The following is a 16026-nucleotide window of genomic DNA, read 5'->3' as shown; positions in this document are numbered from 1 at the left end:
TTGCCGGGGCTGCTTTGCAGCCCATTCGCGGGCACGCCCGCTCCCACAGGTCTGTCACCGACATTCAGAGCTGTGCAGTACCTGTGGGAGCGGGCGTGCCCGCGAATGGGCCGTGCCGCCTGAAACCATTTGATATAAGATAACGCCCCTCAGATTTCCCCGCCTTGCCTTGCCCCGGAGTCCCCCATGACGGCCCCTGCCGAGCTCTCGCCTACCCTTCAACTGGCCTGCGACCTGATCCGCCGCCCCTCGGTCACCCCCGTCGACGCCGACTGCCAGGCGCAGATGATGAACCGCCTGGGCGCCGTGGGCTTCCAGCTCGAGCCGATGCGCTTCGAGGACGTCGACAATTTCTGGGCCACCCACGGCAGCCAGGATGGCCCGGTGCTGTGCTTTGCCGGCCACACCGATGTGGTACCCACCGGCCCGGTGCAGCAATGGCAGCATGAGCCGTTCGAAGCGCTGATCGACGCCGACGGCATGCTCTGCGGCCGTGGCGCCGCCGACATGAAAGGCAGCCTGGCCTCCATGGTGATTGCCAGCGAGCGCTTCGTGCAGGACTACCCGGACCACCGCGGCAAGGTCGCGTTCCTGATCACCAGCGACGAGGAAGGCCCGGCCCACCATGGCACCAAGGCCGTGGTCGAGCGCCTGAAAGCACGCAACGAGCGCCTGGACTGGTGCATCGTCGGCGAACCCTCCAGCACCACCCTGCTGGGTGACGTGGTCAAGAACGGCCGCCGTGGCTCGCTGGGCGCCAAGCTGACCGTGCGCGGCAAGCAGGGCCATGTGGCCTACCCGCACCTCGCGCGCAACCCAATCCACCTGGCCGCGCCGGCCCTGGCGGAGCTGGCGGCCGAGCACTGGGACGAAGGCAATGCGTTCTTCCCGCCGACCAGCTTCCAGATCTCCAATCTCAACTCCGGCACCGGCGCCACCAACGTGGTCCCGGGCGAGCTGACCGCACTGTTCAACTTCCGCTTCTCCACCGAGTCCACCGTCGAAGGCCTGCAGGCGCGGGTGTCGGCGATCCTCGACAAGCATGAACTGGACTGGTCGATCGACTGGGCGCTGTCGGGTCTGCCGTTCCTCACCGAACCGGGCGAACTGCTGGACGCCGTCTCGGCCAGCATCAAAGGCGTCACCGGCCGCGACACCCAGCCGTCCACCAGCGGTGGTACTTCCGATGGCCGCTTCATCGCCACCATGGGCACCCAGGTGGTCGAGCTCGGCCCGGTCAACGCCACCATCCACCAGGTGGACGAGCGGATCCTGGCCAGCGACCTCGATTTGCTGACCGAAATCTATTACCAGACCCTGGTCCGGTTGCTCGCCTGATGCTCGCCTGCCCTCTTTGCCAGGCACCGCTGAGCCGGCTCGACAACGGTGTGGTGTGCCCGGCCGGCCACCGCTTCGACCGCGCCCGCCAGGGTTACCTGAACCTGCTGCCGGTGCAGCACAAGAACAGCCGTGACCCGGGTGACAACCAGGCCATGGTCGAAGCCCGCCGCGATTTCCTCGACGCCGGCCACTACGCGCCGGTGGCGCGCCGCCTGGCCGAGCTGGCCGCCGAGCGCCAGCCCGGTGCCTGGCTGGACATCGGCTGTGGCGAGGGTTACTACACCGCGCAGATCGCCCAGGCCCTGCCGGCTGCCGACGGCTACGCCCTGGACATCTCCCGTGAGGCGGTCAAGCGTGCCTGTCGCCGCGCGCCCGAGGTTACCTGGATGGTCGCCAGCATGGCTCGCGTGCCGCTGGCCGACGCCAGCTGCCAGTTCATCGCCAGCGTGTTCAGCCCGCTGGACTGGGCCGAGGCCAAGCGCCTGCTCAGCCCCGGCGGCGGCCTGATGCGGGTCGGCCCTACCAGCGGCCACCTGATGGAGCTGCGCGAAGTGCTCTACGATGAAGTACGCCCTTACGCCGACGACAAACACCTGGCACTGGTCCCCGAAGGCATGGCCCATGCCCACAGCGAAACCCTGGAGTTCCGCCTGAGCCTGGCCGTGCCCAAGGCCCGCGCCGACCTGCTGGCCATGACCCCGCACGGCTGGCGCGCCAGTGCCGAAAAGCGTGCCCGGGTGATCGACCAGCCCGAGCCGTTCGAGGTCACGGTTTCCATGCGTTATGACTATTTCGTGCGCCAAGACTGAGCACACCCGGAGCCCTTATGCGCCAACCTGATATCGAGATCTACCTGAAGGACGCCGACGTCGACCACAAGCAGATTGCCGAGTGGCTCGCCCAGGCAATCGGCCCATGCAGCGAATGGAAGCAGAAAGGCCATACCTTCAAATGCCAGGCCGGTAACATTCCGGTCACCTGGTTACCCAAGGCTGTAGGGAAATGGAACAGCCTGTACCTGGAAAGCGACCAGACGCCGTGGGCCGATGACGTTGCCTGCGCCCGCGCCGCATTCGCCGCACTGGGCGTGGAAGTGCGCTGCGCGCCAGGTGGCTGGGTGGAGGAAGATGGGGAAGAAGATGCCGACCGCTGGGTCCGCATCAGCGCCGACGGTGAAGAGGAAATCACCTGGCGTACCTGAATGCACTGCATTCTTTGTGGGAGCCCGGCTTGCCGGCGATGCAGGCAACACGGTGCCTGGCACCGGCTTCGCCGGTGATCGCCGGCAAGCCAGCTCCCACAACAAGCCTTACAGCATGAGGCTCAGAGGCCTACCACGTCCTCGGCTTGCAGGCCTTTCTGGCCCTGCACGCAGGCGTATTCCACCCGCTGTCCTTCGACCAGGGTACGATGCCCCTCACCGCGGATCGCCCGATAGTGAACGAATACATCCGCACCACCTTCGCGCTGAATGAAGCCATAACCCTTGGCATCGTTGAACCACTTTACATTCCCAGTCTCACGAGACGACATCTGAACTACTCCGGATTTTTATTGTGAAGATCGCCTTGCAGACACAGAGTCCCTCCCTGTGTCGACGCCGCTTGCGCAAATATCTTGCAAGTGGCAGGCCGAGTATATGACACAGAACAAAAAAATTTGATGACCGTCGCGCCGTTCGGCGATTTTTGCTGAACTTGCGCGGATACGGCAGACTAATTGGCTGGATACCCACCTGAAAATCACACCCAGGGCACACACCCCATGACCCGTTCCCCCCTGCGCCGCCTGATCTTCGGCGCCCTGCGTCGCCTGTTGTACCTGTGGGTGCGCTCCGAAACCATCAACCAGTCCTCCCTCACCCTCAAGCTCGACCGCAGCCGCCCGGTTTTCTATGCCCTGCCCTCGCCCGCGCTCACCGACCTGGCCGTGCTCGACCATGAATGCACCAAGGCAGGCCTGCCGCGCCCGGTGCTGCCGGTGGCGGTCGGCCCGCTGCAGGAACCGGCGGCGTTCTTCTACCTGACCCCGGACCCGGACTGGCTTGGCCGCCATGACAAGCGCGGCGCCCCGCCTACCCTGGAGCGCCTGGTCGCCGCCGTCAGCCAGCACGCCGAAGAGGATGCGCAGATCATTCCGGTCAGTGTGTTCTGGGGCCAGACCCCGGCGAGTGAATCCAGCCCGTGGAAGTTGCTGTTCGCCGACAGCTGGGCGGTTACCGGGCGCCTGCGCCGGCTGCTGACCGTGCTGATCCTCGGGCGCAAGACCCGGGTGCAGTTCTCCGCACCCATCCACCTGCGCGAACTGGTACAGCACAACAAAGGCCACGAGCGCACCGTGCGCATGGCCCAGCGCCTGATGCGCGTGCACTTTCGCAACCTCAAGACCGCCGTCATCGGCCCGGACATCTCGCACCGGCGCAACCTGGTCAAGGGCCTGATCCACGCGCCCCAGGTGCGCCAGGCCATCGTCGATGAGGCGCAGCGTGAAAACCTGCCGCTGGCCAAGGCCGAAGCCCAGGCTCTGCGCTATGGCAACGAAATCGCCTCGGACTACACCTACACCGCCATCCGCTTCCTCGAAGTGGTGCTGAGCTGGTTCTGGAACAAGATCTACGACGGCATCAAGGTCAACCACATCGAGCAGGTACAAGGCATCGCCCCCGGCCACGAAGTGATCTATGTGCCGTGCCACCGCAGCCATATCGACTACCTGCTGCTGTCGTACCTGCTGTTCCGCAACGGCCTGACACCGCCGCACGTGGCCGCGGGCATCAACCTCAACATGCCGCTGGTGGGTAACCTGCTGCGCCGTGGCGGTGCCTTCTTCATGCGCCGCACGTTCAAGGGCAACCCGCTGTACACCGCGGTGTTCAATGAGTACCTGCACACCCTGTACACCAAGGGCTTCCCGGTCGAGTACTTCGTCGAAGGCGGCCGCTCGCGCACCGGGCGCATGCTGCAGCCGCGCACCGGGATGCTGGCCATCACCCTGCGCAGCTTCCTGCGTTCGTCGCGCACGCCGATCGTGTTCGTGCCGGTGTACATCGGCTACGAGCGCGTGCTCGAAGGCCGCACCTACCTGGGCGAGCTGCGCGGTGCCAGCAAGAAGAAAGAGTCGATCTTCGATATCTTCAAGGTGTTCGGCGCCCTCAAGCAGCGCTTTGGCCAGGTATACGTGAACTTCGGCGAGCCGATCCGCCTGGCCGGCTTCCTCGACCAGCAACAACCCGGCTGGCGTGAACAGGACCACGGCCCGCAGTACCGCCCGGCCTGGCTCAATGCCGCCACCACCCGCCTGGGCGAAACCGTGGCCCGCCACCTCAACGAGGCGGCCGCGATCAACCCGGTCAACCTGGTGGCCCTGGCGCTGCTGTCCACCAGCCGCCTGGCCCTGGACGAGCGCGCCCTGACCCGCGTGCTCGACCTGTACCTGGCCTTGCTGCGCCAGGTGCCCTACTCACCGCACACCACCCTGCCCGACGGCGACGGCCTGGCGCTGATCGAACACGTGCGCGGGATGAACCTGGTGGCCGAGCAGAAGGACGCCATGGGCCGCATCCTGTATCTGGATGAAGGCAACGCGGTACTGATGACCTATTACCGCAACAACGTGCTGCACATCTTCGCCCTGCCGGCGCTGCTGGCCAGCTTCTTCCTCAGCAGTTCGCGCATGAGCCGCGAACTGCTTGGCCAGTATGTGCACGCGCTGTACCCCTACCTGCAGGCCGAACTGTTCCTGCGCTGGACGCCGGAGCAACTGGATGCGGTGATCGACCAGTGGCTGACCGCACTGGTCGAGCAAGGGCTGCTGCGCCAGGACAACGACACCTACATTCGCCCGGCACCCAGCTCGCGGCAGTTCGTGTTGCTGACCCTGCTCGCCCGCACCATCACCCAGACCCTGCAGCGTTTCTACATGGCCACCTCGCTGCTGCTGAACAGCGGCCAGAACAGCCTCAGCGCCGAAGAACTGGAAGACCTGTGCGTGATGATGGCCCAGCGCCTGTCGATCCTGCACGGCCTGAACGCCCCGGAGTTCTTCGACAAGACCCTGTTCCGCCACTTCATCCAGACCCTGCTCGGGCAAGGCGTGCTGCATGCAGATGCCCAGGGCAAGCTGGGTTATCACGACAAGCTCGGCGAGCTGGCCGAAGGCGTGGCCAAGCGCGTGCTGTCGGCGGAACTGCGCCTGTCGATCCGCCAGGTGGCATTACACCGAGATGAGCCTGCGGAGGTTATGCAAAGGTAGTTTTTCAGGCTGCTCTCGGCCCTTGGGAGGGATCAGGATCACGGCGCTACTTCAAGCCCATCCCTCTCAAGGAGCTCCAACATGACTCAAATGAAGACGCTGGACGTTGAAATCGTTTCCTCAGGCGATAACACGCTTGCGCCATCCGGCCTGGTTGAATTGAGGCTGATCGATATCTCGAAGGCAGATGCGCGCTCCATCAGCCTTGCCGAGTTGCGTCTGCGCTGTGGCGGCCTGATGCCGATCAATCTGCCGCTGACTTTTGATACCAGCCTTATCGACCCACGCCGCAGCTATGCCCTCGCCGCGCGCATCGAGATAAACGGCCAGCTGCGCTACATCAACACCAGCCGTCACTCGATAGAACCAGCCACGGTATCGGGTACACAACGGGTAACTGTCGATCTGGTTGCCACCGAAAACGGTCCCCTGCTCAGCGACGACCTCGCTGATTGACTGGCCACCTGTACCCAAGACTGAACCGAGGAAAATCAACATGCTCCCCGCCAACTTCATCGAGATTTGCGGGACCGTGGTGGTCCCGTCGTGCATCCATACAGCTGAAGGCGCACCACACGTTGGCGTACGCGTACAGCTGGGCACGGATGAGAACAAGATCATCCTGGCCACCTGGGGATGCCAGACACTTGGCGCCACAATGCCATTCAGCTTGCTGCTGGACCGCAATAGCCTGCCGGAAGGTGCCAAACCAACGCTGGTGGCCAGTTATGGCGTTGGCGTCAATCAAGAGCCAAATGACTTGAACCTGTCGATGCCACTTGAAATCGACCAGCCTGAGCCAAACCCTCCCATGGTCCTGAGGATCCCCGCCCAGCCTGGCGAGCAAGGTCAGCCACCCCTGTCGCCCGCGATCATCGAGATGAAGAACATCATTGAGATTCCCGAAGAGTTGCTAAAGCGGCAGGCGCTCATGACACTCGGCCTGTATCGGCCCCAGGAAGACGGTTACAGCAACAGAAGCTCCAGCTACATTGCCGGTGCCACCCTGTGGCCGACGCAGGCCCCCCTGACGCTTACCACATACCTGGATGGCAACACAGTCAATGACGACGAACCCTTGCTTCTGCGCGTGGCCTACTACGACCCACACACCATGACCCCGTACGCCGGGAGAACGCTGCGCGGCCTGACCCTTCCAAGCGTTACCGAACTGGAGCCAATCAGCCTGCGGCCGCCGCGTCGTAGTTGAATATTGCGCTTCGCCTTGCTCTCCCCCCTCTTTGTCGCATCTTCATCAAGGACCCACCAGAAGAAATCCGCTAAAGTCCCTGGGGTTGGCCACAAGCCAACGCCAAGGACTTCGGAGATACCATGAAAAAGCTCTTTATGCTGTGTTGCGCATCCTTGCTCGCAGCCTGTTCCAGCCACACCCCGTCCAACCAGGCCAGCCTGGATGGCGAAGTCTTCTACCTGCAGCGCAGCGCCCTGCCACCTGCCGCCACCCTCAGCGTGGAACTGCAGGACGTCTCGCTGATGGACGCCCCGGCGGTGACCCTGGCCCGTCAGGCCGGCCCGGTCAAAGGCAACGTACCGCTGCCGTTCCACCTCACCTACGACCCGGCCCAGGTCAAGCCCGGCCACCGCTATGCGGTAAGCGCGCGCATCGAGCTGGACGGCAAGCTGCTGTTCATCAACACCGAACACCACGGCGTCATGCTCGACGGCAGTGACCCACAGCCCGTGCGGATCAAGGTCGATCCAGTCCGCTGATACCCGTATTCATCTGTCTACAAGGAAAGCTTCATGATCCGCACCCCCCTGCGTTTCACCACCCTGTGCGCCGGCCTGCTGCTGTCGGCCAGTGCCCTGGCCCTGTCGCTGGGCGACCTGACCCAGAAAGACGCCACCGGCGGCCTGAAGGATGCCCTGACCCAAGGCGCACAACTGGCCGTCAAGCAGCTGAGCACCCCGGGCGGCTTCAGCAACAACCCGGACGTGCGCATCGAACTGCCAGGCAACCTGGGCAAGGCCGCCAAGGCGATGAAGATGTTCGGCAAGGGTGAACAGGTCGAAGCCCTGGAAACCAGCATGAACAAGGCCGCCGAGGCTGCCGTGCCGCAGGCCCAGGCGATTCTGGTAGATGCCGTGAAGAACATGAGCGTGACCGATGCCAAGGGCATCCTCAGCGGCGGTGACGACTCGGCCACCCAGTACCTGAACAAGAGCAGCCGCGAGCAGATCCGCGCCAAGTTCCTGCCGATCGTCAAGCAGGCTACCGACAAGGTTGGCCTGGCTCAGCAGTACAACAACTTTGCCGGGCAGGCCGTGGCGTTGGGTGTGGTCGATGCCAAGAGCGCCAGCATCGAGAACTACGTGACTGAAAAGGCACTGGATGGCCTGTTCGAGATGATCGGAAAGCAGGAGCAGAGCATTCGCCAGAACCCGGCTGAAGCGGCTACCAGCCTGGCCAAGAAGGTCTTCGGCGCCCTCTGAGGGCCCCCTGGGGGTTGCTTTGCAGCCCATCGCGACACAAGGCCGCTCCTACATAGATCGGCGAATGCAGGACCTTTGTGGGAGCGGCCTTGTGTCGCGATAGGAGGGCAAAGCCCTCCCCTGCGGCCTTCAGCTCTTCTTCACCCTGAACCAAGCCGCATACAACGCCGGCAAGAACAGCAGGGTCAGCACCGTGGCCACGATCAACCCGCCCATGATCGCCACCGCCATCGGCCCGTAGAACACACTGCGCGACAACGGAATCATCGCCAGCACCGCTGCCAGTGCGGTCAGCACGATCGGGCGGAAGCGCCGCACCGTGGCTTCGATGATCGCCTGCCAGCGCTCCAGCCCCGCCGCGATGTCCTGCTCGATCTGGTCCACCAGGATCACCGAGTTGCGCATGATCATCCCCGCCAGGGCAATGGTGCCGAGCATGGCGACAAAGCCGAACGGCTGGCGGAACACCAGCAGGAACAAGGTCACGCCAATCAGCCCCAGCGGCGCAGTGAGGAACACCATCACCGTGCGCGAGAAGCTGCGCAGCTGGATCATCAGCAAGCTCAGTACCACCACCACGAACAGCGGCATGCCGGCATTCACCGACTTCTGCCCGCGCTCGGAGTCCTCGACCGTGCCGCCCACTTCCAGCAAATAGCCATCCGGCAGCTTGGCGCGGATGTCATGCAGGGACGGCTCGATCTGCTTCACCAGCGTCGCCGGCTGCTCCTTGTCGTAGATATCGGCGCGCACGGTCACCGTCGGCAAGCGGTTACGGTGCCAGATGATGCCTTCCTCGAAGCCGTACTCCAGGGTCGCAACCTGCGACAGCGCCACGCTCTGGCCATTGTCGGTCGGCAATGCCAGGCTGCCGAGGTTGCCCAGCTCGTTGCGTTCCTGCCGGGTGCCGCGCAGCAGGATCTCGATCAGCTCGTTGTCCTCGCGGTACTGGCTGACCGTGGTGCCGGTCAGCGAGCTTTGCAGGAAGCTCGACAGGTGCGCGGTGCTCACGCCCAGGGCGCGGGCGCGGTCCTGGTCGATCTCGAGGAACACCGCCTTGCTCGGCTCCTCCCAGTCCAGGTGAACGTTGACCACATGCGGGTTCTGGCGCACCTTGTCGGCCACCTCGCGGGCCAGCGCACGGGCCTTCTCGATGTGCTCGCCAGTCACCCGGAACTGCACCGGGTAACCCACGGGCGGACCGTTTTCCAGGCGGGTGACCCGGGCACGCAGGTCGGGGAACTGCTGGTCCATGGTGCTGATCAGCCAGCTGCGCAGGCGCTCGCGGTCCTCCATCGACTTGGCCAGTACCACGAACTGGGCGAAGCTGGCCGCCGGCAGCTGCTGGTCCAGCGGCAGGTAGAAACGCGGCGAACCGGTGCCCACGTAGGCCACGTAGTTGTCGATACCCTCCTGCTGCTTGAGCAACGCCTCCAGTTGCTTGACCCGCTCGGCGGTGTTGGCCAGCGAGGCACCCTCGGCCAGTTTCAGGTCGACCATCAACTCCGGGCGCCCGGAGGCCGGGAAGAACTGCTGGGGCACGAAGCGGAACAGCAGGATACTGCCGACAAAGGCGGCAATGGTCAGCAGGATCACCGTCTTTCGCCGCCGCACGCACCACTCCACCACACGCCGCACACGCTGGTAGAACGGTGTGGCGTAAGGGTCTGGCGCGTGGCCGTCCTTGCCATGGCGCGCGGCATGCAGCCTGGCCAGGTCCGGCAGCAGGCGCTCGCCCAGGTATGGCACGAATACCACGGCGGCCACCCAGGAGGTCAGCAAGGCGATGGTCACCACCTGGAAGATCGAACGGGTGTATTCGCCCGTACTGGAGGCTGCCGTGGCAATGGGCAGGAAGCCCGCCGCCGTGATCAGGGTGCCGGTGAGCATCGGGAAGGCGGTGCTGCTCCAGGCGTAGCTGGCCGCCTTGAGGCGGTCGTAGCCCTGCTCCATCTTGATCGCCATCATCTCCACGGCAATGATCGCGTCATCGACCAGCAAGCCCAGGGCCAGCACCAGCGCGCCAAGGGATATCTTGTGCAGGCCGATGCCGAAGTAGTGCATGGCGGCGAAGGTCATGGCCAGCACCAACGGGATGGCCAGTGCCACCACCAGCCCCGTGCGCAGGCCCAGCGAGAAGAAGCTCACCAGCAGCACGATGACCAGCGCCTCGACCAGCACCTGGACAAACTCGCCCACGCCAGCCTTGACCGCCGCTGGCTGGTCCGAGACCTTGCGCAGCTCCATGCCGGCCGGCAGGCTGCGCGCCAGGCGCTCGAACTCGCTTTCCAATGCCTTGCCCAGCACCAGAATGTCGCCGCCGTCCTTCATCGAAACCGCCAGGCCAATGGCATCCTCGCCCATGAAGCGCATGCGCGGTGCGGGCGGGTCGTTGAAGCCGCGGTGCACCTCGGCCACATCGCCGATACGGAAGGTGCGGTCCCCCACGCGGATGGGGAACTGGCGAATCTGCTCGACGCTGTCGAAGCGCCCGCTCACCCGCAGTTGCAGGCGCTCGCTGGGCGTTTCGAAGAAGCCGGCGGTGCTGACCGCATTCTGCTCCTGCAGGGCCTGCTGCACGGCCTCCAGCGGCACGCCGAGGGTGGCCAGCTTGAGGTTGGACAGCTCGATCCAGATTTTCTCGTCCTGCAGGCCGATCAGCTCGACCTTGCCGACGTCCTTGACCCGCTGCAACTGGATCTGGATACGGTCGGCATAGTCCTTGAGCACCGCGTAATCGAAGCCCTCACCCGTCAGCGCATAGATATTGCCGAAGGTGGTGCCGAACTCGTCATTGAAGAACGGGCCCTGGATTTCCGGCGGCAAGGTGTGGCGGATGTCCGCGACCTTCTTGCGGATCTGGTACCACAGCTCGGGGATGTCCTTGGAATGCAGCGAGTCGCGGGCCATGAAGGTGACCTGCGATTCGCCCGGGCGGGAGAACGACACGATCCGCTCGTACTCGCCGGTTTCCATCAGCTTCTTCTCGATGCGCTCGGTGACCTGGCGCGACACTTCCTCGGCAGTGGCACCGGGCCACAGGGTACGGATGACCATGGCCTTGAAAGTGAACGGCGGGTCCTCGCTCTGGCCGAGCTTGGTGTAGGACATGGCGCCAATGGCCGCCAGCAGGATCATCAGGAACAGGACGATCTGGCGGTTGCGCAGCGCCCAGGCAGAAAGGTTGAAACCCATCGGGACTTACTCCTTGGCCGTCAGGTTCACTACGCGGTTGGTACGGTCCACGGGGCGTATTTCCTGGCCCTCGCGCAATACATGGCCACCCGCGGCGACGACCCAGTCGCCGGGGGCGAGGCCTTCGAGCACGGGTACGCTGTCGGCGCCGTAGGGCCCCAGGCGCACCACTGCCCGCTCCAGGCGGCTGTCCTTGTTGACCCGCCAGACGTAGGCCTGGCCGTTTTCCGCAGTGACTGCCGACAGCGGTACCGCCAGCGGGATCAGCCCTTCGTGGGCGATGAACACCCGGGCGCTCTGGCCCAGCTCCGCCGGCGTGGCGGCCGTGGTAAAGGCGATGCGGGCAGCGAAGGTGCGCGAACGCGGGTCGGCGGCCGGTGACAACTCGCGGATACGCCCCTGGAAGCGCTCTTGCGGGTGCGACCACAGCTCCACGCTCACCGGCTGGCCCACGGCGAAGCGGGCGAACTGCTGCTCCGGCAGGCCGATGGCCACTTCCCGCTCGCCATCGGCGGCCAGGGTGAACACGGTCTGCCCTGCGGCGACCACCTGGCCCACTTCCACCTGGCGCTTGGCGATCACCCCGGCCTGGGGTGCGCGCAGCACAGCGTATTCAGCCTGGTTGCCAGCCACGTCGAACTCGGCCTTGGCCTGTTTCAGCCGGGCCAGGCCGGCGCGGTAGAGGTTTTCGGCGTTATCGAACTGGGAATGGCTGACCATCTGCCGGTCCAGCAGCTTCTGGTAGCGATCGCGCTCGGCGCGCACCAGCGACAGGTTGGCCTCGGCGGCCGCCAGCTGGGCACGGTTGGCTTCCAGTTGCAGGCGCACATCCTGCGGGTCCAGCTCGGCCAGCGGCTGGTCGGCCTTGACCCGCTGCCCTTCCTCGACCAGGCGCTTGTTGACCTTGCCGCCAATGCGGAAAGCCAGTTCCGGCTCGAAGCGCGCCCGCACTTCGCCGGGGTAACTGTCGGCAGCGGCTTCGGCCGGCTGCGGCTGCACCACCAGCGCCGGGCGCGGCACAGCAGGTGGGGCGGCTTCCTGGCCGCACGCCGCCAGCAACAGCACGGCAGCGGCGGACAGAGCGATGGACAAGGCATGGCGCAACATGATGAATCCTTTCGCGGAGGGCACATTCAATATTTGTACTGGAGAGTATATTAAGTCAGGCAACGGATGCCGGGAAGAGGCTGCAGCCGAATACGACAGGCGCGCGCTGAACGGCAGGGGACCGTGCGTCTTCGGCCTCCCGGCGCCAGTGCCATGTAGTCCGATACTCCCACCCCGCCTGGGAGTATCAGCCGATGCGCGGCTCATGGCGCTTCGCCATAGTTGAAGCCTGTAACTGGGGCCTGCGATCTGGCCTCGACAACCGGCAGTGCCTGGGAGAGAGCCATGACTATTCGCAAGAAGAACGCCTCGCCAACGGACAAACACAGCAGCCCCTCCGGCGACGACCTACCCCCCATCTCCTCACCAACCGTTACCACCGACCTGAGCGACTATAGCCCTGGCAGCACTGCCACCATCACGGCCAGCGGCTTTGCGGCGGGAAGCACGGTCGCATTCGAGGTGGACCATGTCACGGACGCCGGTGCGGACAAGCTGTGGGGCACCCCCGACGATGTACTCGCCACCAGCTCCGGCGAAGGTCACACCCCCTGGTACGTGACCGACGGCGGCGCTGACGATCTCGACGGCCAGGTCAACGGCAGCATCACCACCTCGTGGTACGTCAACCCCGACGACTCGGCGGGCGCCACCTTCCTGCTCAGCGCGACGGCCGCGGGTGCCGACCAAGTGTTAGGCAGTGCTGACGACGTGATGGCCACGGCCTCGTTCACAGACAGCGCGCCGATCATCACCGCGACCGGTGTGAGCGTGACGCTGGACGAAACGGCCGCGTTGCAGAACGGCACAGCCACAACAACCCCGGCCTCGGATGCCGACGACAACGACATCCTGGTGGCGTCCCTGCCCTCCGCCTTTTCGACCCGCTTGACCACACTGGGGGCCGGTACCCCGGCAGGTGCCGCCTTGAGCGGCTATACCGGCGCCGTCGGCAACACCGGGAGCAATGCGTTCAGCATCACCCCGGTATCGGGAGGCAGCATCACCGACATCAGCTTCACCGACAGCGCTGGCGCGCCTCTCAATGGCTTGGACAGCGGGCTGGATACCCTCAATGGCGTCGACATCCTGCTCTACACCGATACCAACAACAACATCGTGCTGGGCCGCGCTGGCGGGCCGACAGGCGCGATCATCTTCGCGGGCTATATCGAAGAAACCGGATCGCCCGTCAGCGGCGGCAAGATCTGGACGGTGGAATACCAGCCGCTGAAGCACCCGAACACGGGCAACCCTGACGATGCCGTCAATCTGCTGAACAAGGTGTTCATCGGCACCAGCCAGGACCTGGCATTCAGCCTGGCCAACGCTCCCTCTGGTCAGAACCTGTTCCTGATGTTCACCACCGCGAACCCGACCGTCGTCAATGATGGCGGCATCCTGCGCATCACCGACCCGACGATCATCGCCACCGGCAAGGACCCGGCCGACCAGTCGAGCGGTGCCAACATCACCACGGGCGATACGATCAATACCAGCCAGGCGGGCGGCCCGACCACCTTCGGCACCAACAACCAGATGATCGTGGAACAGGAAGGTGTCCGTTTTAGCTTCGTCACCGGCGCCCGGCAGAATGTGACCATTCCCAACCTGGACCAGAACGAAGCGGATATCGAAGCTAACGTCGACTTCACCGCCGTGTTCAATGCAAGGTCGGCCACGTTCGATGTCGTGCAGTTGCAAAGCGGCAAGAGCGCCGTGGTCAGGCTCAGCGCCTTCAGCACCGCCGCTGAACCTGGCGTGAATTTCGTCAATGGCTACGCCAACGATGCCACGGTGGCGATCACCAACGTTCGCGTCATCAATATCGCCACTGGCCAGGTGATCGAGAACTCAAACGGGTCGGTGAATGACCCGAGCATCGTCATCAGCTTTGCTTCCGGCGTCGCCACCCTCACCGGCATCAAAGCCGGCCAGAAGATCGAGTACACCACCACACAGGATCACAACCGTGTACTCGTCGAGAATGGGGCCGCCGTCGACGCCAAAGGCAATGAACATGCCGACTTCGATATCGGCGGTTTCATGCTACGCCAGGTTTCTACCGCAACCGCCGAAATCGGCTCCAAGATGAGCTTCGAGGACGACGGCCCCAGTATCAGCACCACCGGCACGGAACCGGTCCTGACTGTCGATGAAACAATCCTGGCGACCGACGCCACGCAGAGCTTCGCCGCCAACTTCACCTCGGCCTTCGGCGCCGATGGTGCCGGTACGCTCACCTACGCCCTGGGCGTGGTGGCGGGTGCCTCCGGCCTGACCGACACGGCCACCGGCGAGGCGGTCAACCTGTCGCTCAATGGCACCGTGGTGGAAGGCCGCACGGCCACCACCAACCTTCTGGTGTTCACCGTCAGCGTCGCCAGCAACGGTTCCGTTACCCTCGACCAGCTCCGCGCCATCGTGCATCCCGACACCAACAACCCCGATGACTCGAAGACCCTGACCTCCGACAACCTGGTGACCTTGACCGCGACCAAGACCGACAAGGACGGCGACAGCGCCCAGGCTACCCTCAACATCGGCCAGAACCTGGTATTCAAGGATGACGGCCCGAGCATCAGTACCACCGGCACTGAACCGGTCCTGACCGTCGATGAAACGGACCTGACGACCAATGCCACGCAAAGCTTCGCCGCCAACTTCACCTCGGCCTTCGGCGCCGATGGTGCCGGTACGCTCACCTACGCCCTGGGCGTGGTGGCAGGCGCCTCCGGCCTGACCGACACGGCCACCGGCGAGGCGGTCAACCTGTCGCTCAACGGCACCGTGGTTGAAGGCCGCACGGCCACCACCAACCTCCTGGTGTTCACCGTCAGCGTCGCCAGCAACGGCGAAGTCACCCTCGACCAGCTTCGCGCCATCGTGCACCCCGACACCAACAACCCCGATGACTCGAAGACCCTGACCGCCGACAATCTGGTGACCTTGACCGCGACCAAGACCGACAAGGACGGCGACAGCGCCCAGGCCACCCTCAACATCGGCCAGAACCTGGTGTTCAAGGATGACGGCCCGAGCATCAGCACCACCGGCACGGAACCAGTCCTGACCGTCGATGAAACGGACCTGACGACGGACGCCACCCAGAGCTTCGCCGCCAACTTCACCTCGGCCTTCGGCGCCGATGGTGCCGGTACGCTCACCTACGCCCTTGGCGTGGTGGCAGGCGCTTCCGGCCTGACCGACACGGCCACCGGCTCGGCAGTCAACCTGTCGCTCAATGGCACCATAGTGGAAGGCCGTTCGGCCGTCGGTAACCATCTGGTGTTCACCGTCAGCGTCGCCAGCAACGGCGAGGTCACCCTCGACCAGCTTCGCGCCGTCGTGCACCCCGACACCAACAACCCCGATGACTCGAAGACCCTGACCGCCGACAACCTGGTGACCTTGACCGCGACCAAAACCGACGGGGATGGCGACAGCGCCCAGGCCACCCTCAACATCGGCCAGAACCTGGTGTTCAAGGATGACGGCCCGAGCATCAGCACCACCGGCACGGAACCAGTCCTGACCGTCGATGAAACGGACCTGACGACGGACGCCACCCAGAGCTTAGCCGCCAACTTCACCTCGGCCTTCGGCGCCGATGGCGCCGGTACGCTCACCTACGCCCTGGGCGTGGTGGCAGGCGCTTCCGGCCTGACCGACACGGCC

The 16026-nt window shown here is 64.6% G+C and carries 12 protein-coding genes; 9 read left to right on the top strand and 3 right to left on the bottom strand.

Annotated features, from left to right (window positions below; all coding sequences use genetic code 11):
- The first annotated feature begins 186 nt into the window (after nucleotides 1–186).
- From dapE to CAG22_RS09195, 3 genes are read left to right on the top strand one after another with little or no spacing between them, the layout of a single operon-like run.
- A complete protein-coding gene (gene dapE, locus CAG22_RS09205) occupies nucleotides 187–1338 on the top strand; it encodes a succinyl-diaminopimelate desuccinylase (protein ID WP_085587666.1) in 1152 nt (383 codons plus the stop codon).
- A complete protein-coding gene (locus tag CAG22_RS09200) occupies nucleotides 1338–2150 on the top strand; it encodes a putative RNA methyltransferase (protein WP_085705336.1) in 813 nt (270 codons plus the stop codon). The genes dapE and CAG22_RS09200 overlap by 1 nt, the downstream gene beginning before the upstream one ends.
- Before the next feature lie 17 nt (nucleotides 2151–2167).
- Nucleotides 2168–2542: a hypothetical protein gene (locus tag CAG22_RS09195; RefSeq protein WP_003257701.1), complete on the top strand. Its 375-nt coding sequence runs from the start codon at nucleotides 2168–2170 to the stop codon at nucleotides 2540–2542.
- A 122-nt stretch (nucleotides 2543–2664) separates the two neighbouring features.
- Here CAG22_RS09195 and CAG22_RS09190 read toward each other — a convergent pair whose 3' ends face one another.
- A complete protein-coding gene (locus CAG22_RS09190; RefSeq protein WP_003252255.1) occupies nucleotides 2665–2874 on the bottom strand; it encodes a cold-shock protein in 210 nt (69 codons plus the stop codon).
- Nucleotides 2875–3105: 231 nt separating this feature from the next.
- On the opposite strand from CAG22_RS09190, the gene plsB reads away from it, so the two are divergent.
- The 5 genes from plsB (at nucleotide 3106) to CAG22_RS09165 (ending at nucleotide 8046) form a co-directional block, all read left to right on the top strand.
- Complete coding sequence (gene plsB, locus CAG22_RS09185) at nucleotides 3106–5592, top strand: glycerol-3-phosphate 1-O-acyltransferase PlsB (protein ID WP_085705334.1); 2487 nt, start codon at nucleotides 3106–3108, stop codon at nucleotides 5590–5592.
- Between the two features lie 81 nt (nucleotides 5593–5673).
- A complete protein-coding gene (locus CAG22_RS09180; RefSeq protein WP_085587661.1) occupies nucleotides 5674–6048 on the top strand; it encodes a YbaY family lipoprotein in 375 nt (124 codons plus the stop codon).
- Between the two features lie 40 nt (nucleotides 6049–6088).
- Nucleotides 6089–6802 (top strand): hypothetical protein, encoded by a 714-nt coding sequence (locus tag CAG22_RS09175; protein WP_085705332.1) that lies wholly within the window; start codon nucleotides 6089–6091, stop codon nucleotides 6800–6802.
- Between the two features lie 122 nt (nucleotides 6803–6924).
- A complete protein-coding gene (locus tag CAG22_RS09170) occupies nucleotides 6925–7323 on the top strand; it encodes a YbaY family lipoprotein (protein ID WP_046616128.1) in 399 nt (132 codons plus the stop codon).
- Nucleotides 7324–7356: 33 nt separating this feature from the next.
- Nucleotides 7357–8046 (top strand): DUF4197 domain-containing protein, encoded by a 690-nt coding sequence (locus CAG22_RS09165; RefSeq protein WP_085705330.1) that lies wholly within the window; start codon nucleotides 7357–7359, stop codon nucleotides 8044–8046.
- A 129-nt stretch (nucleotides 8047–8175) separates the two neighbouring features.
- Here CAG22_RS09165 and CAG22_RS09160 read toward each other — a convergent pair whose 3' ends face one another.
- Both CAG22_RS09160 and CAG22_RS09155 read right to left on the bottom strand, forming a co-directional pair.
- Nucleotides 8176–11241 carry an efflux RND transporter permease subunit gene (locus tag CAG22_RS09160; protein ID WP_085705328.1) on the bottom strand — a complete coding sequence of 1022 codons (3066 nt, stop codon included), beginning with the start codon at nucleotides 11239–11241 and terminating at the stop codon, nucleotides 8176–8178.
- A 6-nt stretch (nucleotides 11242–11247) separates the two neighbouring features.
- Nucleotides 11248–12348, bottom strand: coding sequence for an efflux RND transporter periplasmic adaptor subunit (locus tag CAG22_RS09155; RefSeq protein ID WP_085692894.1), 1101 nt, complete (start codon nucleotides 12346–12348; stop codon nucleotides 11248–11250).
- Between the two features lie 285 nt (nucleotides 12349–12633).
- On the opposite strand from CAG22_RS09155, the gene CAG22_RS09150 reads away from it, so the two are divergent.
- On the top strand, nucleotides 12634–16026 hold a 3393-nt coding region (locus CAG22_RS09150; protein WP_371916850.1), incomplete at its 3' end, for a DUF5801 repeats-in-toxin domain-containing protein.

Source organism: Pseudomonas sp. B8(2017), assembly GCF_002113575.1.
GTDB classification, from domain to species: Bacteria; Pseudomonadota; Gammaproteobacteria; order Pseudomonadales; family Pseudomonadaceae; genus Aquipseudomonas; species Aquipseudomonas putida_Z.
This window is presented reverse-complemented; position numbering and strand designations above follow the sequence as displayed.